17 protein-coding genes and 2 tRNA genes are annotated in these 21,120 nt (G+C 57.8%); 17 read left to right on the top strand and 2 right to left on the bottom strand.

What is annotated here, in order from left to right:
- Nucleotides 1-14 precede the first annotated feature (14 nt).
- The 9 genes from tolA (at nucleotide 15) to nadA (ending at nucleotide 6,792) form a co-directional block, all read left to right on the top strand.
- Nucleotides 15-812: a cell envelope integrity protein TolA gene (tolA, locus tag PVT68_RS07140; RefSeq protein WP_280322010.1), complete on the top strand. Its 798-nt coding sequence runs from the start codon at nucleotides 15-17 to the stop codon at nucleotides 810-812.
- Nucleotides 812-2,107 carry a Tol-Pal system beta propeller repeat protein TolB gene (gene tolB / locus PVT68_RS07135; protein WP_280322483.1) on the top strand — a complete coding sequence of 432 codons (1,296 nt, stop codon included), beginning with the start codon at nucleotides 812-814 and terminating at the stop codon, nucleotides 2,105-2,107. The genes tolA and tolB overlap by 1 nt, the downstream gene beginning before the upstream one ends.
- Before the next feature lie 121 nt (nucleotides 2,108-2,228).
- Nucleotides 2,229-2,708: an OmpA family protein gene (locus PVT68_RS07130; RefSeq protein WP_280322009.1), complete on the top strand. Its 480-nt coding sequence runs from the start codon at nucleotides 2,229-2,231 to the stop codon at nucleotides 2,706-2,708.
- Nucleotides 2,709-2,723: 15 nt separating this feature from the next.
- Complete coding sequence (gene ybgF / locus PVT68_RS07125; protein ID WP_280322008.1) at nucleotides 2,724-3,575, top strand: tol-pal system protein YbgF; 852 nt, start codon at nucleotides 2,724-2,726, stop codon at nucleotides 3,573-3,575.
- Between the two features lie 152 nt (nucleotides 3,576-3,727).
- The gene (gene queE, locus PVT68_RS07120) at nucleotides 3,728-4,414 is read left to right on the top strand and encodes a 7-carboxy-7-deazaguanine synthase QueE (protein ID WP_280322007.1); all 687 of its coding nucleotides are present in this window, start codon (nucleotides 3,728-3,730) and stop codon (nucleotides 4,412-4,414) included.
- A gap of 44 nt (nucleotides 4,415-4,458) precedes the next feature.
- On the top strand, nucleotides 4,459-5,133 hold the full coding sequence (gene queC / locus PVT68_RS07115; protein ID WP_280322005.1) for a 7-cyano-7-deazaguanine synthase QueC: 675 nt from the start codon (nucleotides 4,459-4,461) through the stop codon (nucleotides 5,131-5,133).
- Between the two features lie 102 nt (nucleotides 5,134-5,235).
- Nucleotides 5,236-5,311: transfer RNA gene (locus PVT68_RS07110), tRNA-Lys, on the top strand.
- Between the two features lie 119 nt (nucleotides 5,312-5,430).
- Nucleotides 5,431-5,506: transfer RNA gene (locus PVT68_RS07105), tRNA-Lys, on the top strand.
- Between the two features lie 209 nt (nucleotides 5,507-5,715).
- Nucleotides 5,716-6,792 carry a quinolinate synthase NadA gene (nadA, locus tag PVT68_RS07100; RefSeq protein ID WP_280322003.1) on the top strand — a complete coding sequence of 359 codons (1,077 nt, stop codon included), beginning with the start codon at nucleotides 5,716-5,718 and terminating at the stop codon, nucleotides 6,790-6,792.
- Nucleotides 6,793-6,861: 69 nt separating this feature from the next.
- On the opposite strand, the gene PVT68_RS07095 is transcribed toward nadA, so the two are convergent.
- A complete protein-coding gene (locus PVT68_RS07095; protein ID WP_280322002.1) occupies nucleotides 6,862-8,385 on the bottom strand; it encodes a M48 family metalloprotease in 1,524 nt (507 codons plus the stop codon).
- Between the two features lie 174 nt (nucleotides 8,386-8,559).
- Here PVT68_RS07095 and PVT68_RS18365 point away from each other — a divergent pair, with 174 nt between their 5' ends.
- The 6 genes from PVT68_RS18365 (at nucleotide 8,560) to PVT68_RS07065 (ending at nucleotide 15,709) form a co-directional block, all read left to right on the top strand.
- Nucleotides 8,560-8,832, top strand: a complete 273-nt coding sequence (locus PVT68_RS18365) for a sulfurtransferase TusA family protein (RefSeq protein WP_328517465.1) — start codon at nucleotides 8,560-8,562, stop codon at nucleotides 8,830-8,832.
- A 199-nt stretch (nucleotides 8,833-9,031) separates the two neighbouring features.
- The gene (adhP, locus tag PVT68_RS07085; RefSeq protein ID WP_280322001.1) at nucleotides 9,032-10,051 is read left to right on the top strand and encodes an alcohol dehydrogenase AdhP; all 1,020 of its coding nucleotides are present in this window, start codon (nucleotides 9,032-9,034) and stop codon (nucleotides 10,049-10,051) included.
- 217 nt (nucleotides 10,052-10,268) lie between these two features.
- Nucleotides 10,269-11,387: an AI-2E family transporter gene (locus PVT68_RS07080; protein ID WP_280322000.1), complete on the top strand. Its 1,119-nt coding sequence runs from the start codon at nucleotides 10,269-10,271 to the stop codon at nucleotides 11,385-11,387.
- Between the two features lie 106 nt (nucleotides 11,388-11,493).
- The gene (locus tag PVT68_RS07075; protein ID WP_280321999.1) at nucleotides 11,494-12,597 is read left to right on the top strand and encodes a phosphoribosylaminoimidazolesuccinocarboxamide synthase; all 1,104 of its coding nucleotides are present in this window, start codon (nucleotides 11,494-11,496) and stop codon (nucleotides 12,595-12,597) included.
- A 225-nt stretch (nucleotides 12,598-12,822) separates the two neighbouring features.
- Complete coding sequence (locus tag PVT68_RS07070) at nucleotides 12,823-15,108, top strand: marine proteobacterial sortase target protein (RefSeq protein ID WP_280321998.1); 2,286 nt, start codon at nucleotides 12,823-12,825, stop codon at nucleotides 15,106-15,108.
- Nucleotides 15,109-15,121: 13 nt separating this feature from the next.
- Complete coding sequence (locus PVT68_RS07065; RefSeq protein ID WP_280321997.1) at nucleotides 15,122-15,709, top strand: class GN sortase; 588 nt, start codon at nucleotides 15,122-15,124, stop codon at nucleotides 15,707-15,709.
- Nucleotides 15,710-16,141: 432 nt separating this feature from the next.
- Here PVT68_RS07065 and PVT68_RS07060 read toward each other — a convergent pair whose 3' ends face one another.
- Complete coding sequence (locus tag PVT68_RS07060) at nucleotides 16,142-16,285, bottom strand: hypothetical protein (RefSeq protein WP_280321996.1); 144 nt, start codon at nucleotides 16,283-16,285, stop codon at nucleotides 16,142-16,144.
- Between the two features lie 45 nt (nucleotides 16,286-16,330).
- Here PVT68_RS07060 and aceE point away from each other — a divergent pair, with 45 nt between their 5' ends.
- Nucleotides 16,331-19,000, top strand: a complete 2,670-nt coding sequence (gene aceE, locus PVT68_RS07055; RefSeq protein ID WP_280321995.1) for a pyruvate dehydrogenase (acetyl-transferring), homodimeric type — start codon at nucleotides 16,331-16,333, stop codon at nucleotides 18,998-19,000.
- A gap of 24 nt (nucleotides 19,001-19,024) precedes the next feature.
- Entirely contained in the window at nucleotides 19,025-20,665 is a 1,641-nt protein-coding gene (aceF, locus tag PVT68_RS07050; protein WP_280321994.1) for a dihydrolipoyllysine-residue acetyltransferase, read from the top strand.
- The last annotated feature ends 455 nt before the right edge of the window (nucleotides 20,666-21,120 follow it).

Genomic DNA, 21,120 nt, shown 5'->3' with positions numbered 1-21,120 from the left:
GACAAGAGGCAGATATGAACGGCTCTTACGGCCCGGCTATCGTTATCAGTATTGCCCTGCACGCGCTGTTGATCGCGGTGTTGACCTTTGGTTGGGAGGCGAAGCAGGAGCGCGAGCTGAAACCTATGCCCAAATTCGTGCAGGCGAAGCTGGTGCAGTTGGAGTCCAAATCCGACAAGCCGAAAGCGCCGCCGAAAGTGGACCTGATCGAGAAGAAGCGCCGCCAGCAAGAATTGGAGCGCCAGCAGCAAGCGGCGGCAGAGCAGAAGCGCAAAGCCGCCGCGGAGCGCAAGAAAAAAGAAGAGGCTGCGAAAAAGCGCAAGGCTGAGGAAGCCCGTAAAAAGCGCGAAGCGGAAGACAAGGCTCGCAAGGAAAAGGAGCGCAAAGAAAAAGAGCGTCAGGATCAGCTGAAGCAGGAGCGCGAGAGTGCGTTCGAAGAGGCGCTGGAAGATGAAGAGGCGCTGGAAGATGAAGAGGAGTGGCGGGATGCCAGTAATGATGCTGCGGCGGTAATGTCTGTGGCTCAGGCTATCCAGCAGCGTATCGAGGATGCATGGAACCAGCCTCCCAGTGCCCGCAACGGCATGGTAGTAGAGGTGCAAATCAACTTTGTACCTACAGGGCGGGTGGTTGCATCCACCATTACCCGGGGCAGCGGCAATGCCGCCCTGGACAGGTCCGTGCTGACCGCGGTCAAGAAAGTAGAGGTGTTTCCCGAAGTGGCAGAAGTTGCTCGCGAAGAGCCGTCACTGTTCGAGCGCCAGATTAGAACTACCAAACTGATATTCAGAGTCGAAGGCCTGCGCCAATGATGAAAAAAACAGTCTCACTCATCTTTACCACCCTACTGGGTTGCCTGCTGGCGGTTTCCGCTCAGGCGCAGCTGGTGGTAGAAATCACTCAGGGTAACCAGGACCCGACCCCTATTGCGGTGGTTCCGTTTGACTGGTCTGGCAGCGGTGTGTTGCCGGAGGATGTTTCGGCGATTGTGTCTGCCGACTTGCGCCGCAGTGGCCTGTTCGCACCGGTGCCGCGGGATGACATGCTGTCGTTCCCGAAAACGCCGGAGCAGGTTAGCTTCCGTGACTGGCGCATGTTGGGGGCGGAGTATGTGGTGACTGGCCGCATACAGCCTCAGGCCGGCGGCTATCTGCTCAGCTTTGATCTGGTGAATATCTTTGGCCAGCAGAAAATGTTCACCAAGCAGGTCACTGGTGGTGCTCAGCAATTGAGGGACATTGCGCACCGCGCGGCGGATGAAGTGTTTGAAGCAATTACCGGTATTCGCGGTGCCTTTGGTACCCAGATGGTTTACGTACAGGAGACCAAGCGTGGGGGGCAGCCCAGTTACGCGTTGATGCTGTCGGATATTGACGGTGCCCGTGCACGGCAGATTCGCCGCTTCAGTGCGCCGGTCATGTCTCCCAGCTGGTCGCCCAACGGGCAGGAAGTGGCCTACGTATCTTTTGAAACCGGGCGTCCCGCGATCTTCCGCGAAAACCTGCGCAGCGGTGCTCGCCAACAGCTGACAAACTTCAAAGGGTTGAACAGTTCACCGACTTGGTCCCCAGATGGCACTAAACTTGCCATGGTTCTGTCGAAAGACGGTAACCCCGAGATCTATGTTCTCGATCTGGCGAGTGGAAAGTTCACGCGGATGACCCGCCACTTCTCCATTGATACAGAGCCGAACTGGATGCCGGATGGTAAATCGCTGGTTTTCACTTCCGACAGGGGAGGTAAGCCACAAATTTACCAATTGACCCTTGCCACGGGTCAAGTAGACCGCTTAACCTTCGACGGCGACTATAACGCGCGTCCGCGGGTTTCCCCCGATGGCAAAACGCTGGTAATGGTACATCGTAGTAGGGGTGTATTTACAATCGCTACGATGGATATCGTTTCCGGCAGAATGCGTGTCCTTACGGAGACGCGCCTGGACGAATCCCCAAGCATTGCGCCCAATGGCGCGATGCTGATGTACGCCACCAAGCGGGGGAGCAAGGGTATTCTAGCTGCGGTGTCGCTGGATGCCGGGGTGAAATACAACCTGCCTTCGCAGCAGGGAGATGTCCGCGAGCCAGCGTGGTCGCCTTACTTTGATTGATGTAGTACCCGAAGCGGGTCTTATGAATCCGCTGAGAGTGTGAGATCAAACAAATAAGAAGATAAACGGTTGTTTTAAAGTCTTACAGGATCCTTCGATAACACTAAAGCGGAGTTGTTTTATGTTTAAATCAGTAAAAACCGGTCTTGGCCTGGCTTGCGTACTGGCAGTAATGGCCGGTTGTTCCAGCACCGACACCGACGATAGCGCAAACACCAATAATTTCGACCAGACTCCTCCTCCGGTCGTTGAAGATACTACTGCTACCGAAACCGCAGTTGCGCTGGACAACGTCGTTTATTTCGACTTCGACCAGAGCCTGCTGAAGCCCTCCACTCGTGAGCTGCTGATCAAGCACGCTGACCGTATGCGCGCTGCCACCGGCACCGTACGTCTGGAAGGCCACGCTGACGAGCTGGGTACCCGCGAATACAACCTGGCACTGGGTGAGCGTCGCGCCAATGCCGTTCGTGACTTCCTGGTGCTGCAAGGCGTAAACGCCGCTAACCTGGAAGTGATCAGCTACGGCGAAGAGCGTCCGGCTGCTGAAGGCAGCAGCGAAAGCGCCCGCGCTATGAACCGCCGTGTGGTTATCAACTAATCTGAAAGCATGCAATTGTCATTTCTGATTAGAAATATCGCGATTGCCGCAGCCTTTATGGCTGCGGCTTCGCCTGTATTCTCTCAGGCTCCGATTGTGGATCTGTCTGATAGCAGTAAGCTCAATCGGGGTTCGCAAACTCCGCCTCCTCCGAGTTATCCACAGCTCGCCGCCCGTACCGATACTTCCGCTGGTAATCTGCAGGCCACTCCTCAAGCTGAGGCGTACTACCAGATGCAGGTGCTGCAACAGGAAGTGCAGGAACTTCGCGGTGCGGTGGAAGAGTTGCGCCATGAAGTCAAGCGCCTGCGTCAGCAGCGGACAGAAGACTACATGGATCTGGATCGTCGTATCGCCCGTCTTTCCGGCGAGGCTCCTGCCGCCGGGACACCAGGAGGAGATGCATCTACTTCTGGCGAAGTTAATGGCGGTGCCGGGATAGCTACGGCTCCGCCTTCCACTTCTGCCGCTGACGGAAATACCACCAGCGGTGGGGAAGATGAGCGCGAACGCTACCAGGCGAGTTTCGGTCTCGCTCGCAACGGGGATTACGAAGGAGCCAGTAAGGCATTCAAAAGCCTGCTGGAAGATTACCCCAACGGCCAATACGCACCCAATGCCAACTACTGGTTAGGTGAAATTGCTCTGGTGCAAGGCAACGTTGAGGAAGCGCGCAGCTGGTTTGTGGCGCTGCTCGATGGCTACCCCAATTCCAACAAAGTTTGGGATGGTCGCTATAAACTTGGTACGGTTTACCATCAGCTGGGTGACAATGCCAAGGCCAGGGAATTGCTGGAACAGGTGGCATCCAGCGACGCCCGGGCATCGGGGCTGGCCAAGCGGTACCTGGAAGAAAACTTCCGCTAAGGTTATAGGGCCGCCTGTGTCCGCGATAGCGGATCCAGGTGTGCTGGTTTTATGATCAGAAAAACTCTATGATCCCGCGCCCGGATGGCTTTTGCTCTCCGGGCGTTTTTATTTGCGCTGGCGCCGCCGGCGGTAAGTTTGATGAGCAGTATATGGCCGCGACTGAGACCGATCTGATTGCGACAGACCTGACCGGGGAGTCTCTTCGCATCAGTGAAATTTTCTATTCTCTCCAGGGAGAAGCCCGGGACTCGGGGTTGCCCACGGTATTCGTGCGCCTCACCGGCTGCCCATTGCGCTGTACCTACTGTGACTCCGAATACGCCTTTTATGGCGGCGAGCGCATGTCCCTGGCCGACATTTTGCAAAAAGTGCAGAGCTATCCCGCCCGGCATGTCTGTGTGACGGGCGGTGAGCCGTTGGCGCAACCCAACTGTATACCGCTGTTGAAGGCGCTGTGCGATGCAGGGTATCAGGTCTCACTGGAAACCAGTGGCGCTATGCCGGTAGATGCGGTGGATACCCGCGTGTCTCGGGTGGTCGATCTGAAAACGCCGGCCTCCGGAGAGCTGGCGCGCAACCGTATGGAGAATATTCCACTGCTGGGCCAGCGCGACCAGGTCAAGTTTGTGATTTGCGACCGCGCTGACTATGAGTGGGCCAAGTCTACTCTGGACGAATATGGGCTCTCCCGGCGGGTCGGGGAGGTGCTCTTCTCACCAAGTTACGAGCAGCTACCCCCTCGCCAGCTGGCCGAGTGGATACTGGAAGATGGCCTGCCGGTGCGTATGCAGATGCAGCTACACAAGTTGTTGTGGGGCGATATTCCCGGCGTATGAGGACCCTTGTGCGGGCCACTATCGGAACAGATTCAGGTTGAATTATGAGTGACAAGAAAGCGGTAGTTCTTCTTTCTGGCGGCCTTGATTCCGCCACCGTTCTCGCTATGGCCCGCAGTGAGGGTTATGTGTGTTACGCCCTGGGGTTTGACTACGGTCAGCGCCACAGTGCCGAGCTATTGGCGGCGCAACGGGTGGCGGCAGATCTGGACGCCCGCGAGCACAAGGTGGTTAAGCTTGACCTGCGCGTCATCGGTGGCTCGGCGCTGACCGACGACAGTATCGCTGTGCCGGAAGAGGAAACCAGTGGTATTCCGGTTACATACGTCCCCGCACGGAATACCGTGTTTTTGTCGATTGCTCTGGGCTGGGCGGAAGTGCTGGGAGCGCAGGATATTTTTGTGGGCGTCAATGCGGTTGACTATTCTGGTTACCCGGATTGCCGCCCGGAATATATCGAGGCCTTCGAGAGAATGGCCAATCTGGCGACCCGGGCCGGTGTCGAGGGGAACAAGCTGACGATACGCGCGCCACTGATGAAGATGAGCAAGGCAGATATCGTCAAGCGGGGTACCGAACTGGGTGTGGATTACAGCCTCACGGTCAGCTGTTACCAGGCGCAAGCGAATGGCGCAGCCTGTGGCCGCTGCGACAGTTGCCGCCTGCGTGCGGCGGGCTTCAATGAGGCTGGATTGGCGGATCCGACCATCTACGCTTGATGGGCCTAACCCCTTATATTTGTTAGAAATTTTTTTGTAACCAAGGCTTGTGTTTTCGAATTAGATCCGTAAGATACGCAGCTCCCGAGTTGAGGGGGTCAAGGGTCGTTAGCTCAGTTGGTAGAGCAGTTGGCTTTTAACCAATTGGTCGCTGGTTCGAATCCAGCACGACCCACCATCTTCCTTCCTGTATCGGTGTTCTGGTTGTCCAATCGAACCGATACATTTAAAAAGCCTGTCGCAAGCCAGGTTATACAAGCAGTTATGTCTGGGCTGATTCGGTCCCGGCAGTATTAAGGGTCGTTAGCTCAGTTGGTAGAGCAGTTGGCTTTTAACCAATTGGTCGCTGGTTCGAATCCAGCACGACCCACCATTTCCTTAATACTTCTTTATATCCTTCAGGCTGTTTTCACGGTCGGCTTTATCCGCTTTCCCTCCTTGCAACGCATCGTTCCATGCCACTTGTGACCTTAGAATTTGCTATTCAGGTTGGGAGCGAGAGTCCGGCGGAATCCAGAGCAAAATCGGCGAAATTTTTCCCAGTCGGTATAATGCCGGCTTTTCCCGGCGTATCAGAGTGTTATGACAGACAGTAGCGAGAAAATTGCCACCAGCCCGGCCCCGAACGCGATTAATGCGCGGGACTTCGTGCAGGAGCACATGGCTCACCCGTCCGAGCATCACTATAGCGAGGAAGAGCTGGATTTGTGGCGAGAGCGGATCAAGCGTCTTCTAAAAGAACAGAATGCAGTGCTGGTCGCGCACTACTATACCGACCCGCTGATTCAGCAGCTGGCTGAGGAAACCGGTGGGTGCGTCTCCGATTCCCTCGAGATGGCGCGTTTCGGCGCTGAGCATCAGGCAGAAACCCTGATCGTCGCCGGTGTGAAATTCATGGGTGAAACTGCCAAGATCCTCACACCCAACAAGCGCGTGTTAATGCCCACACTGGAAGCAACCTGCTCTCTCGATCTCGGTTGCCCGATTGACGAGTTCTCAGCGTTCTGTGACCAGCACCCGGATCGTACCGTGGTGGTTTACGCAAACACCTCTGCCGCGGTGAAAGCGCGTGCGGATTGGGTGGTGACGTCCAGTATCGCGTTGGATGTGGTGGATTACCTCGACGCGCAGGGTGAAAAAATACTGTGGGCACCGGATAAACACCTCGGTAGCTATGTGCAGAAACAGACCGGTGCGGATGTGCTGCTTTGGGACGGTTCCTGCATCGTGCACGAGGAGTTCAAGGCGAAAGGGGTGGCGGATCTGAAGGCGCTTTACCCGGAAGCTCTGGTGCTGGTGCACCCTGAATCCCCAGCCGCCGTTGTGGAGCTGGCGGACGTTGTCGGTTCCACTTCCCAGATCATTAACGCCGCCAAAACCCGTCCCAATAAGCAATTTATCGTTGCTACGGATCAGGGCATTTTCTACAAAATGCAGCAACAGTGTCCTGACAAGGAGCTGATCATTGCCCCTACCGCTGGTTCCGGTGCTACCTGTCGCAGCTGTGCCAATTGTCCGTGGATGGCGATGAACTCACTGGAGAACCTGTGTGGTGTGCTGGAGCGTGGGGATAATGAAATCCTTGTGGATCCGGAACTCGGCAAGCGCGCAATGATACCGCTGCAGCGGATGCTGGATTTTCGCAAACCGCTGGATTGAGCGGGCTTGCGCAGATAAAAAAAGAGCGGCAATTGCCGCTCTTTTTTTATCTCGATGGCAGTCGAAGAATTAAAGTTCCTTCGCCTTCTCCTGCATCTTGATCACATCTTTCATCCGCTGTTCCAGAATCGCGTGGGTCTGGTAGTCATTCTGTGCCAGGCGCACGCCATGGCGCAGGTGTTGCAGCGCCTTGTCGAACACGCCGTTCAGAATGTAATACTCGGCGCGCGCCTCATGTACGCCGACAATATCGCCGGCGAGACCGTGGGTCTCGGCCAGCAGATACCAAACTGCCGGGTCCTTGCGGCGCACACGGCTGTGTTTTTTCAGAATGCGCTCCGCAGCCAGGTAATTACCGGCTTTAAAGTGTGCGTTTGCCAGCCCCATGGTCAGCGCGTGGTTCTTGGGATTGTTGTCCACGGCTTTTTGCAGGCGGCGGGTGGCACTGGTGTAGTCCTGGCGGGCGAGATCGATATCCGCACGCGCAAGTACGAAGGCGTCTTTGTCGGGTTCCTTGTCCAGTAGCGGTTGCAGCGTATCCAGGGCGGTATCCGGTTTGCCCGCGGCGGTCTGTGCCAGTGCCAGTCCGTAGCGCGCTGCGTCCTCATTGTCGTTGACGCCGCGCAACTCCGCCTGAAAGCGTTTCACCGCCTGCTGTGGCGTCGCTTCGGCATTTACGCGGATGCGGGCGCGCATCAGGTGATATTCGCGGCTGTCTCGCAGCGGCACTTTTTCCATGCGATTGGCGCGCAGCCTGGCATCGGCAATTCGCTTTTCGGTCACCGGGTGGGTCAGAAGGAATTCGGGGGGGCGGCGGTAGTAGCGGGTGGCCTTCAGCATCTGCTCGAACATTTCCCCGGCCGCCTGTGGGTCCATGCCGGACTTGGCCAGGGTCTCGATACCTACCCGGTCTGCTTCCTGTTCATTCTGGCGGGAGAAGCGCAGCTGGTTGTCCAGCGCTGCGGCCTGGGTGGCGGTCATCGCGGCAATACCCGCGTCACCGCCAGCGGTGGCGGCGAGAACCAGGGCGCCGAGCATTCCCGCGAGGGTGGGCAGGGTGCTGTTGCGCTGGGCTTCGAGTGAGCGGGCGTAATGGCGTTGACTCAGGTGCGCCAGTTCGTGGGCGAGCACCGAGGCAAACTGGTCTTCATTTTCCGCAAACAGGAACAGCCCGGTGTGAACGCCTACGACACCGCCAGGCACCGCAAAGGCGTTCATGGTGTCGTTCTTGACCACAACAACGTCGAGTGATTTGTCCTCGAGCGGGCTGTATTCGGCCAGGGATTTCAGGGAGTTTTCGACATACTGCTGCAGCAGGGCGTCGCTGGAAGTGCGCACCTGGCTGCGGAACATGCGCAGCCACATTTCCCCCAATTCATTTTCCCGCGCGCGGGATACGAGTCCGCTGCTGGTGTCTCCCAGTTGCGGGAGCTGGATATGGTTGTCGTCCTGGGCAGTGGCGACAATGGGCGCGCCCCCCAGTAGCAGGCCGGCGGCAATGCCGGTGGCGGTCCGGCGCAGGCCCTGCCAGCGCGAGCCGGAGCGTTGGTCGCGCCCTGAAACTTGCCTGAAAGCGTTGGAATTCTCGGTCATATTTTTAACTGCGTCTGCCGGGTTGCCTGTGGCTAACACTATACGTAACCCTGTGGGACTGTCGAGGTTTTGAACAGCAGCATCGGAAAAGGTTCTGGTGCTCGTCCCATTGACCCGATGGTGTCAGTATAATTCGCGGCGTTTACCAATCTTTACCACCTCGACCACAGGGTTATGACCAGTCCAGCCAAACAAACCACAGAACCTCGGGAATTGGATTGGGGTTCAGCGTTAAGGGTAGATGCCTGCGGACTTCCATGCCCGCAGCCCTTGCTGGCCATGCGTCGTGGGCTGAAAACGCTCGCGCCGGGGTCGCTGCTGCACCTGATCGCCACAGACCCGGCATCCCGCGATGATATTCGCAGCTTCTGCCGCCTTAGTGGTGTTCCTTTACTGCGCGCCGAATGCCGGGGGGGCGAGCTCCACTACTGGCTCATGGCCATCTGAGCCGGTTGTTCTGCGGCTCTAATTTCAGATACCGCTTGTCAGCAGTTGTCGTCTGTATTCGCGATCCCCAAGGGCTGCCTGCTACCTGAATTGGTGTTAGGCAAGAGTGGATCACTACACTTTCGTTTTTCGGCCGTTTTCCGGCATTTCCAGAAAGGCGATGGTTTAGTTTCTACTTCTCCGCACAGAGGTGAGCCCCATGATGAAGGCTGCAGTCGTTCGAGCATTTGGAAAACCCCTGGAGATTTGCGAGGTCGAGCGCCCCTCGCTCACCGATTCCGGCGTCATCGTGAAGGTCGCGGCCAGTGGCGTGTGTCACACGGACCTTCACGCGGCGGAAGGGGATTGGCCGGTGAAGCCAAACCCGCCATTCATCCCCGGTCACGAAGGGGTTGGCACGGTCGTTGAAGTTGGGCGCAATGTGAAGGGTGTCAAGGAGGGTGACCGGGTAGGCGTACCCTGGCTCTATACCGCCTGTGGTCATTGTCGCCACTGTATGGGCGGGTGGGAAACGCTGTGCGCTGAGCAGCAGAACACGGGCTACAGCGTCAATGGGGGTTTTGCGGAATATGTACTGGCCGATCCGAACTATGTAGGGCGCCTGCCACGAGGGCTGGACTTTGCCCCCGCAGCCCCGGTGTTGTGTGCGGGTGTCACCGTCTACAAGGGCCTTAAGGAAACCGATACGCGACCGGGGCAGACAGTGGTGATCTCGGGTATTGGCGGATTGGGCCATATGGCGGTGCAATACGCCAAGGCGATGGGGTTGCATGTCATCGCGGTGGATATCGCCGATGACAAGCTTGCTCTCGCGCGGGATCTCGGCGCCGACCAAGTGATAAATGCGCTGGAAACCGATCCTGTTGCCGAAGTTCAGGCCGGGGGCGGGGCCGAGGGTGTGCTGGTCACGGCGGTCGCGGGCAAGTCTTTCGAGCAGGGTGTCGGCATGCTGGCGCGGGGCGGTACCATGAGTCTGGTGGGGTTGCCGCCGGAGAGTTTCCCGCTGCAGATTTTCGACACGGTCCTCAATCGCAAAACCATTCGTGGCTCCATTGTCGGAACGCGCAACGATCTGGCGGAAGCGCTGCAGTTCGCGGCCGAGGGCAAGGTGGCTGCGCATTATTCTACGGAGACGCTGGAGGACGTAAACAGTATCTTCGAGCGGATGAAGAAGGGGCAGATCGAGGGCCGGATCGTCATGGAGATTACCGGCGGGTAGTGAGCTGTCCTGTCGGATTCCACTTACCCCGTTATCTGGCATTGCGCACCGCGGCACTTGGCAACCAACAATCCCACACTCCGCGAGGATATTCGCAGCTTTTGCCGCCTGAGTGGTGTACCTTTGCTGCGTGCCGAATGCCCGCGGGATAACTTCTTCCAACGGCTTGCGGCCATCCATTCAAATTCAAATAACCACAGTCAGGTAACGTCGTTTTATGTTTGCGATTGTCAGGGGTTGGGTAAATCGTTACTTCAGCCAGGAAGAGGTAGTCCTGCTGGTATTGATGTTGCTGGCGGCCTTGGTCGTGCTGGCGACCCTTGGTGGAGTGCTGGCACCGGTTCTGGCGGCGTTAGTGATCGCTTTCCTGATGCAGGGGATGGTGCTGCGACTGGAGTCCTGGAAGGTGCCTCACTGGCTGTCTGTGACGATTGCCTGCCTGGTGCTGGTTGGCGCTATCGCCGGCCTGATGTTTGTGGTGATGCCGATTATCTGGCGGCAGACGATACGCCTCTTTTCCGAGCTGCCAAACATGATTGACCGCGGTCAGGAATTGCTACTGTTACTGCCGGAGCAGTACCCGCGGCTGGTGTCCGCCCAGCAGATCGAGGAGATTTTCAATACTGTCGGTAGTGAATTGGGCTCCCTCGGGCAGACGGTGCTGACCTTTTCCGTGGCAAATCTGCCGATACTGGCCGCAGTGCTGATCTACCTGGTTGTTGTTCCTATCCTGGTGTTCTTCTTCCTGAAAGATTCGGAAAAACTGGTTGCCTGGTGCACGTCCTTCCTCCCCCACCAACGTCCGATGTTGCGCCAGATCTGGTATGAAATGAATGACCAGGTGGCCAACTACGTGCGCGGCAAGGTCATCGAAATCGCCATCGTGGCGGTGGTCAGCTATATCGCCTTCCTGTTGCTGGGAGTTAACTATGCTTTGCTGCTGGCGGTGGCGGTAGGTTTGTCGGTGCTGATTCCCTATATCGGTGCGGCGGTGGTGACGATTCCGGTGGCGGCCATCGGCCTGTTCCAATGGGGTTGGGGCAGTGAGTTTTTCTGGTTGATGTTCGCCTACGGCATTATCCAGCTGCTGGATGGCAACGTGCTGGTGCCTATTCTGTTTTCCGAGGCTGTAAATTTGCACCCGGTGGCGATCATTATGGCTGTGCTGGTATTCGGCGGCATCTGGGGGTTCTGGGGTGTATTCTTTGCCATCCCCCTGGCCACTCTGGCAAAGGCAATCATGAACGCCTGGCCCACCGCGGATCACCAGGCGGAATGGCAGGAGCGCGAGGCGCTACTGAGCGCACCTGGGGTGGTCGACGACGCCGAGCAGTAACCGGCTCGGGCACTGTGGATTTATCCGGCCCGGCACACTAATATCCCGCGCTTCAATTCAGACCCACCCGCGTTCCGCGGGTGGCGACAAGCCATAGGAAAGATCCATGAGCCTTGCTGACAAAGTACTGGCGGTCAATAACGATCTGCCAATCCGTACTGACAAGCCTGTCCACAGCGGTAAGGTCCGCTCCGTTTACTGGCTGACCGAGGCCGACAGCGCCCGCCTGATCAAAGAGAAAGGTTACCCGGTGGCGCCAGATGCACCGCTGGCGGTGATGGTAATCTCCGACCGTATCTCCGCCTTTGACTGTATCTGGACCGGCGAGGGCGGCATGCGAGGGGTCCCAGGTAAAGGCGCGGCGTTGAATGCCATCGCCAACCACTGGTTTGGACTGTTCAAAGAGCAGGGGCTGGCGGACAGCCACATTCTGGATATTCCCCATCCGGCAGTGTGGATCGTGCAGAAAGCCCGTCCGGTCAAGATCGAAGCCATTGCCCGCCAGTACATTACAGGCTCCATGTGGCGTGCCTACAGCAAGGGCGAGCGTGAGTTCTGTGGCATCGAGCTGCCGGACGGACTGCAGAAAGACCAGAAGCTCCCCGAACTGCTGATCACCCCTTCCACCAAGGGCATTCTCACCGGCATCCCCGGTGTGCCGGAGGCGGACGATGTGAACATCACCCGCAAAAATATTGAAGACAACTTCGCCGCTTTTGGTTTCCACAGTGAGGATGACATCGCCCAGTACGAGAAGCTGCTGAAAGAGGGCTTTGACGTTATCTCTGCGGCGTTGGCGAAGCTGGATCAGGTATTTGTGGATACCAAGTTCGAGTTCGGTTATGTCACCGATACAGATGGCAAGGAAAAGCTGATTTACATGGACGAGGTGGGGACACCGGATTCTTCCCGTATCTGGGAGGGCGAGCAGTACCGCAATGGCAAGGTGGTGGAAAATTCCAAAGAGGGATTCCGCCAGGCGCTGCTAAACCATTTCCCCGACCCGGACATCCTGCTGAACAAGGACCGTATGGACGAGCGCGAGGCGTTGGCGCGCGACAACGAACTGCCGGAATCCATGCTGATGGATGTCTCCGCCACTTATGTGGGTATCGCCGAAAAAATTATCGGTGGCAAGTTGGAGATTTCTGACAATCCCAAGGCGGAGGTTATCCAGGTGCTTCGGGACGGTTATGGTCTGATCGACTGAACTTTTCTGTATTGGGATGTGGAACCGGCCCTTGTGCCGGTTTCTTGTTTTTGGGGGTCGGTGAATTGCTTTTGTACCGCCACTGAACCGGCTACGGAGCACCTGTGCAATGGGACCGAGGCCATAATTTGCCACAATTGATCCCAACCCCGCCCGGTTTGTACCCCTCCGTCGCCCACTTGCCCCTGTTTAATGCCTTCAATGATGAAAATTCTGGAGGCACCCGTGAACCGTCCTTTTTTCCACCCGCCGCGTATCCATCGCGACCTGTTGATTCTTCCTACCGATGAATACTACCGCCGTCGGTACCGCAAAAAGCACACCGGCAGTTGGCTGCTGTTACTGGTGACTGCCGCTGCGGTTCTGCTGGCAGCGGTAGGCGCGAAAGCGCAGGAGTCGGGCGCTGAAATTAGCCCCCGGCAGGGCGCAGTATTTGAGCGTGTGGGTATCAACGATGCCGGTAGTGGCGACCTGTTGTTCCAGTCCGCTGATAGCCACCATTACGTACCGGCTATCCATCTCGGTACCGAGGTGGAAATGAAAGTGCGCGGTCTGGTGGCGGAAGTCACTCTTCAGCAAACATTTTCCAACACCTCTGATCAGTGGCAGGAGGCGGTCTACGTGCTTCCATTGCCGGAAAATGCCGCGGTAAACGGCCTGGAAATAGTGATTGGCGAACGGCGTATCGTCGGAGAGGTGCGCGAGCGTCAGCAGGCTCAAAAAATCTATAAAGAGGCGCGGGAGGCGGGCAAGCGCGCGGCATTGCTGGAGCAGCAGCGTCCCAATCTGTTTACCAGCCGGGTTGCGAATATCGCACCGGGAGAAAAAATTGCGGTGGAAGTTCACTACCTGCAGACCCTGCGATTTGATTCGGGCCAGTTCAGCCTGCATCTGCCCAGTACCTTGACGCCGCGCTATATGCCCGGTGAGCCAGAGGCTACCACGCAAAAAGTGAGCCTCAACGCCCACGGCTGGTCACTCCCTACGGATCAGGTCCCGGATGCAGACCGGATTTCTCCAGTGATGCTGCCAATGAGCGAGCTGGCAGAGCAGGGAAGTCATCAGATGAATATTCAGATCGATCTCGGTATGGGATTACCGCTTGCGGATATATACAGCCCCTATCACGAAATTGATTTTCGAAGAGAGGGTGATCATCGCTATCGTGTCACGCTGAAACAGGGCCGCGTTCCCATGGATCGGGACTTTGCCCTTTACTGGCGACCACAGGCCTCGGCAATGCCCGCGGCCGCGATGTTCGCGGAACAGTCGCGGAAGGCGTCCTCCCAGTTTCTGCAGCTATTGCTGCTGCCGCCGCAGGGCAATGCCAATGGCAAAACGCTGCCGCGGGAAGTGGTGTACGTAGTGGATACCTCCGGCTCCATGGGTGGTAACTCCATTCGCCAGGCAAAGGAAAGTCTGCTGTTGGCACTGTCGCGCTTGAGTGCGATGGATCGCTTCAATGTGATCGAATTCAACAGCAATTACCAAACCCTGTATCCGCGCCCGCAGCTTGCCACGCGGGAAAATATCCAGCGCGCGCGGGACTGGGTGGAATCCCTGGCGGCCAGCGGTGGAACCGAGATGGCGTCGGCATTGAAAGAGGCTCTCTCCCAGCAGATGAGCGAAGAACCCGGGGAACTGGTGCGCCAGGTGATATTTATCACCGATGGGGCGGTAGGCAATGAGCGCGCGCTGTTTGAATTGATTCGTCAGCGGCTCGGCGAGGTGCGCCTGTTTACCGTTGGTATTGGTTCCGCCCCCAATAGTTTCTTTATGGCAAAAGCCGCACAGTACGGTCGCGGCAGTTTCGTACAGATCGGCGATTTGAACGACGTACAGGCCAAAATGGCGGCGTTATTCGCGAAGCTAGAGAGCCCGCTGGTGACCGATCTGCAGGTGCAGTGGCCCAGGGGGGTGAAAGTGGAGGCGTATCCGAAGCGCCTGCCGGATCTATACCGCGGCGAGCCGGTACAACTGGTGGCGCAGTTTGACGGTAGTCAGCTCGGCAGCAGCGATGTGGGTGAAGTCACAATCAGTGGCCGCCTTGCGGGCAAACGCTTTACCCGCAACCTCTCTTTGTCGCAGCTGGCTGTGGATAACTCAGGTAGCGGTATTGGCAGTCTGTGGGCGCGGGAGAAAATCGCTGCACTCAGGGATGAGCAGCGCGAGCGCGGTCACGTGATAGATCCGGAAGACGAAGACCCACTGCGCCAGCAGATACTGAAGCTGGCGCTGGAGTATCAACTGGCCAGTCCCTACACCAGTTTCGTCGCCGTGGAGCAGGCACCGGTGCGCCCGACCTCTGCCGCCCTCAAATCCCACCCGGTGCCGAATGCGGTGGCGCATGGGCAGGTACAGCAGCGGTTTACCTATCCCGCGACCGCCAATGGCATTTACGGACAGTGGTTGATGGCCGCCATCCTGTTGTGTCTGGGGGGATTGCTCCGGGTGCTGCGTTCCACCTTTCCTCGTCTGCGGGCCATTTGCGGGATGCGTAGCGGTGAATAAACGGGAAAAATTTTTGCACTTTCTTTCCCTGCTGCTGATCTGTGCGGGCATCTGGCAGCTGACCAGTGGAACCTGGCTGTTGGTGAAAGCGGAGTTGGCGCAGTACCTGATCAGCGATTCGTGGCAGCGTCAGCTCAGCAGTGGTGACATTCACAAACCCTGGCCCTGGGCGGATACCTGGCCGGTGGCTCAGTTGAAACTCGGCGATGACAAGCCCCTGGTAGTACTGCAGGGCACCAGTGGTCAGGCGCTTGCCTTTGGACCGGGGATGTATGAATCAACCGCTATGTTACCGGGGGATGGCTCGCGGGCGCCGGTCAAGGTCATTGCCGCCCACAGGGACACCCATTTTCGGGGACTGGAGCGGCTGACCGCCGGTGCGCCGGTGGCGTTGCAAGGCAGTGACGGCGGCTGGCGCAGTTACCTGGTGACAGCGACACGGGTGGTCGACAGTCGCACTGGATCACTGCCGGATTTCGGCCATGTTGGCAGTGCTCCCGGGTTGATACTGGTGACCTGTTATCCCTTTGGTGCCGTAGATACCGGCGGCCCCCTGCGGTATCTGGTGTACGCGGAGCAGGTCTCAACGGTGCAGTTGTAGGGTATTTGCGGTAAACGGGGAATCCACTGGCGCTGGAACCGACTGTCCGTCGAAAAGCGCAGGAGTTGGTACGGGCGTGACTGAAAAAGGATTTCTGGACTCTATTTTGTAATAGAATTTCTCGCTTACGCGGCAAAATTATCCGCATAAGCCGGTTTGTGAAAACTAATTGTTTTGGAATTTGGTTTTATTTGTTACTAATCGTCCTATCTGGTAAATCGTTTGTAGTAATACTACAATCGCCTCCGCTTGCTTACTCAGGGCCGTTAATTGAGGACAGCGATATCGGTCTTGGTACCGATTCCGGTCCGTATTGCATTTGACAGGCCCCGTATGCACTATCGAATTCAATGCCGAATTCATGTCGAGCCGGTTCAGGGAGCCTCTGCCGATAGAGAGTCCCGACCGGCGGTATTCAGGTCGCACAGTCCTTCAGTCTTCACTTGCCAGTGCTGAAATGCTGATCAGTGAACGCCGCTTTTCTGCCAATTGGGGTGGTGAATTGGCGACTGCGGTATCAGCATGGGTGTAAATGCCCATGGATGGGGTACTGTTGCGCAGCAAAATTCTGACCATAAAAAAACACCGACTCGACGTCGTACTTTCGCCGAGGAGCATTTGATGCACGAAGAAACTGACATTCAGGAAACGCAGGAATGGCTGGACGCACTACAGGCGGTTATCCGCCACAGCGGCAAGGAACGCGCTGCGTTCCTGATTAAGCAGCTGTCCGACCGCGCCACCAATACCGGCGTACAGCTGCCGGCTGCCATCACCACCCCGTACCGTAATACCATTCCGCAGGAAGCGGAAAAGCGTATGCCGGGTGACCTGTTCATGGAGCGTCGAATCCGCTCTCTGATCCGCTGGAACGCGCTCGCCATGGTGGTGCGTGCCAACTCCAACAGCGACAGCCTCGGCGGTCATATCGCCAGCTTCTCGTCCGCTGCGACCCTGTACGACGTTGCCTTCAACTACTTCTTCCGCGGCAACGAAGGCGAAGAGCGCGGCGACCTGATTTTCTTCCAGGGCCACAGCGCGCCGGGCATCTACGCCCGTTCTTACCTGGAAGGCCGCTTCGATGAAGAGCAGCTGGACAACTTCCGCCGCGAAGTAAACGGCAAGGGTCTGTCTTCTTACCCGCACCCCTGGCTGATGCCGGAATACTGGCAGTTCCCCACCGTTTCCATGGGCCTGGGTCCGATCCAGGCGATCTACCAGGCGCACATCATGCGCTACCTGTCTGCCCGCGACCTGTCTCCGCGCGGCGACCGCAAGGTGTGGGCGTTCCTCGGTGACGGTGAGTGTGACGAGCCGGAATCCCTCGGCGCTATCGCCCTGGCGGGCCGCGAGAAGCTGGAAAACCTGGTATTCGTGGTCAACTGTAACCTGCAGCGCCTGGATGGCCCGGTGCGCGGTAACGGCAAAATTGTTCAGGAGCTGGAAGGCGTATTCCGCGGTGCCGGCTGGAACGTGATCAAGGTCCTGTGGGGCCGTCTGTGGGACCCGCTGTTCGAGAAAGACGAAAAGGGCCTGCTGCAGAAAGTCATGGACGAAACCGTCGATGGCGAGATGCAGAATTTCAAGGCCAACGGTGGCGCCTACACCCGCGAGCACTTCTTCGGTAAATACCCGGAGCTCGAGGAGATGGTCAAAGACTTCTCCGATGAAGAAATCATGAAGCTCAACCGTGGCGGCCACGACCCGTACAAGGTGTACGCGGCTTACGCCGAAGCCATGGCGAGCAAAGGCAAGCCCACCGTGATCCTGGCGCAAACCGTAAAAGGTTACGGCCTGGGTGCTGCCGGTGAAGCGGCGATGGATACCCACAACGTGAAGAAGATGGACACCGAAGCGCTGAAGCGCTTCCGCGACCGCTTCGCCATCCCGATTACCGACAAGGAAATCGAAGAGGTTCCGTATTACCGTCCGGCGCCAGACAGCCCGGAAATGAAGTACATGGCCGAGCGTCGCAAGGCACTGGGTGGCCCGGTACCGTCGCGCAGCACGGAAGTGGCCAAGCTGGAAATCCCGGAACTGGACGCCTTCAGCGCACTGACCAAAGGCTCCGGCGACCGCGAAATCTCCACCACCATGGCGTTTGTACGCGCACTGTCGGTGCTGGTGAAAGACAAGAACATGGGCAAAAACGTTGCGCCCATCGTACCGGACGAAGCCCGTACCTTCGGTATGGAAGGTCTGTTCCGTCAGCTGGGTATCTACTCCTCACAGGGTCAGAAATACACCCCGGTCGACCACGGCCAGATCATGTATTACAAGGAAGACAAAAAAGGCCAGGTGCTGGAAGAAGGCATTAACGAAGCCGGCGCCATGTCCGCGTGGATGGCTCTGGCCACCGCCTACAGCAACCACGGCGTGCCGATGGTGCCGTTCTACATCTACTACTCCATGTTTGGCTTCCAGCGCATCGGCGATCTCGCCTGGGCGGCGGGCGACATGCAGGCGCGCGGCTTCCTGATCGGTGCCACCGCTGGCCGTACCACCCTGAACGGTGAAGGTCTGCAGCACCAGGACGGCCACAGCCTGGTACTGTCTGGCACCATCCCGAACTGTAAGAGCTACGACCCGGCCTACGGTTACGACCTGGCGGTAATCATGCGCCACGGTCTGAAGGAGATGTATGAAGAGCAGAAGAACCTCTTCTACTACGTCACCATCGAAAACGAAAACTACCTGCAGCCGGAAATGCCGCAGGGCGTGGAAGAAGGCATCATCCGCGGTATCTACAAGCTGGACAATAACTCCCGCAAGCCCGGCAAGGGCAAAGCGGCGAAGAAGCACGTTCAGCTGGTGGGCGCAGGCTCCATCCTGCGCGAAGTGCTCGCGGCGGCGGATATCCTCGCCGATCAGTTCGGTGTGACCTCCGACGTGTGGAACCTGACCTCCGCCACCGAAGCTTCCCGCGAAGCCCAGGACGTGGCGCGCTGGAACATGCTGCACCCCACCGAAACACCGCGCAAAGCATGGGTTAGCGAGCAGTTCGAAGGCAACGACACGCCGGTGGTGATTTCCACCGACTACATTCGCGCCTACGTCGAGCCGCTGCGCGAGTTTATCGATGGCGACGTGATTGCCCTGGGCACCGACGGTTTTGGCCGCTCCGACAGCCGCGAACAGCTGCGCCGCTTCTTCGAAGTGAACCGCAACTACGTGACCATTGCCGCGCTGACCGGCCTGGCGAAGCAGGGTGTGATTGAAGCTTCCGAAGTGGCAGAAGCCATCAAGAAGCTGAATATCGACCCGGAAAAAGTCAATCCGCGTCTGGTTTAAGGCCCGCTGAAAAGGAATAGAGATATGGCAAAACAAGTCATTAAAGTGCCCGATCTCGGCGGCGCCGATCAGGTCGATGTAATTGAAATTGCCGTTGCCGTGGGGGACATGGTAGCGGAAGAGGACGCACTGATTGTAGTGGAGGGCGACAAGGCCTCCATGGACGTTCCCGCGCCCTTCGCGGGCAAGATCCTGAGCATCTCCGTGAAGGAAGGTGACAAGGTTTCCGAAGGGGATGTCATCGGCGAAATGGAAACCGAAGCCGCTGCTGAAACTGCAGAAGAAGCTGCTCCTGCCCCGGCAGAGGCGTCCGCACCGGCACCGGTTGTCGAAGCAGCTCCTGCAGCGGTGGCCGCTGCTGCCGGCGAAGAGCGGGAAGAGGAAATCCGGGTGCCCGATCTCGGTGGCGCCGATGCGGTGGACGTGATTGAGATTTCTGTTTCCGCTGGGGACTCTGTGGAAGAGGGCGACGCCCTGATCGTGGTGGAAGGCGACAAGGCCTCTATGGACGTTCCGTCTTCCGCCGCCGGCACCATTGTTTCCATTTCCGTAAAGGAAGGTGACAAGGTATCCACCGGCGACGTGATTGGTGTGATCAAGACCGTTTCCGCTGGTGGTGCTGCGCCGGCACCGGCTGCAGCCGCACCTGCGCCGGTTCCTGCTGCCGCTGCGACTCCAGTGAGTGAAGTAGAAGCGCCCCAGGAAGCGCCTAAACGAGACCCGCATGTAGAGCGCGATCACAGTCCGTCCGCAGAAGTTTACGCCGGTCCTGCTGTGCGCAAACTGGCCCGCGAGCTGGGTGTAACCCTGAACAAGGTCAAGCCCACCGGCCCGCGCAGCCGTGTTACCAAGGACGACCTGAACGCCTACATCAAGGAGCAGGTGAAGAAGGCCGAAAGCGGTGCTGCAGGTGGTGTTGGTGGCGGCATCGGCATAGCGCCGATGCCGGAAATCGACTTCAGCCAGTTCGGCCCGGTGCGCACCGAGCCGATGACCAAGATCCACAAGCTCACCGCGGCCAATATGTCGCGCAACTGGCTGAACGTACCTCACGTTACCCAGTTCGACGACGCGGATATCACCGAGCTGGAAGAATTCCGCAAGTCCATGAAAGCGGAAGCGGAAAAGCGCGGCGTGAAACTCACTCCGGTGCCCTTCCTGCTGAAAGCCGCGGCTGCGGCCCTGCGCGAAGTGCCGAGCTTCAACGTGTCTCTGCACAACGACGGCGAGCACATTGTGCACAAGGACTACGTACACATCGGTATGGCGGTAGATACGCCAAAAGGCCTGATGGTTCCGGTGATCCGCGATGTGGACAAGAAAGGCCTGTACGAGCTGGCAGAAGAAGCGACGGCAATGGCCATTGCTGCCCGTGATGGCAAGTTGAAGCCCCGCGATATGCAGGGTGCCTGCTTCACCATCTCCAGCCTCGGCGCCATCGGTGGTACCGGTTTTACCCCGATCGTCAATGCGCCGGAAGTGGGTATCCTCGGTGTTTCCAAACTGGCAGTGCGTCCGGAGTGGAACGGCAAGGAATTTGTGCCGCGGCAGATGTTGCCGCTGGCGCTGTCCTATGATCACCGCGCGGTAAACGGTGGTGATGCCGGTCGCTTCCTGACTTACCTGGCCGACGTTCTCGCCGACGTGCGCCGACTGTTGCTGTAATTTTTCTGGGCGGTTGCCGACGGGGGTGTTTGTCCCTTGTCTGGCTCCGGCTGGTTAACGGCATGTGAAAAAACGCCGATGGGCTTTCCCATCGGCGTTTTTTTATGTTCGAAGGAAACTGGCTTGATCGTAGTTAGCAACCTCAGAAGTGCAGCGGCGCGCCGGTTTTCTAAAACCTGTCGCGAGAATAATGTTGCTGTGGAAAAACGCGTATTTAATTTTGGTTAAATAGTGAGCTGCGACGCCGAACACGTCGCGAGCGCTAAACTCAGAATAGTGGTAGCTGACAAGTTGCCAGGAGTTGCCAGGTGGCAGGCGCGGATATTCCCTGCCGGGTAATTCCGCGCCAAGTGCCGCTGGACGTGGTGAGGATATTGTGAGGTAGTTGAGCCATGATTCGCACAGGGATTGCAGTAGTGGCAACGGGTGCCGCGCTGTGCATACAAGGTTGTATT

It is taken from the genome of Microbulbifer bruguierae, assembly GCF_029869925.1.
GTDB lineage: Bacteria > Pseudomonadota > Gammaproteobacteria > Pseudomonadales > Cellvibrionaceae > Microbulbifer > Microbulbifer bruguierae.
This window is presented reverse-complemented; position numbering and strand designations above follow the sequence as displayed.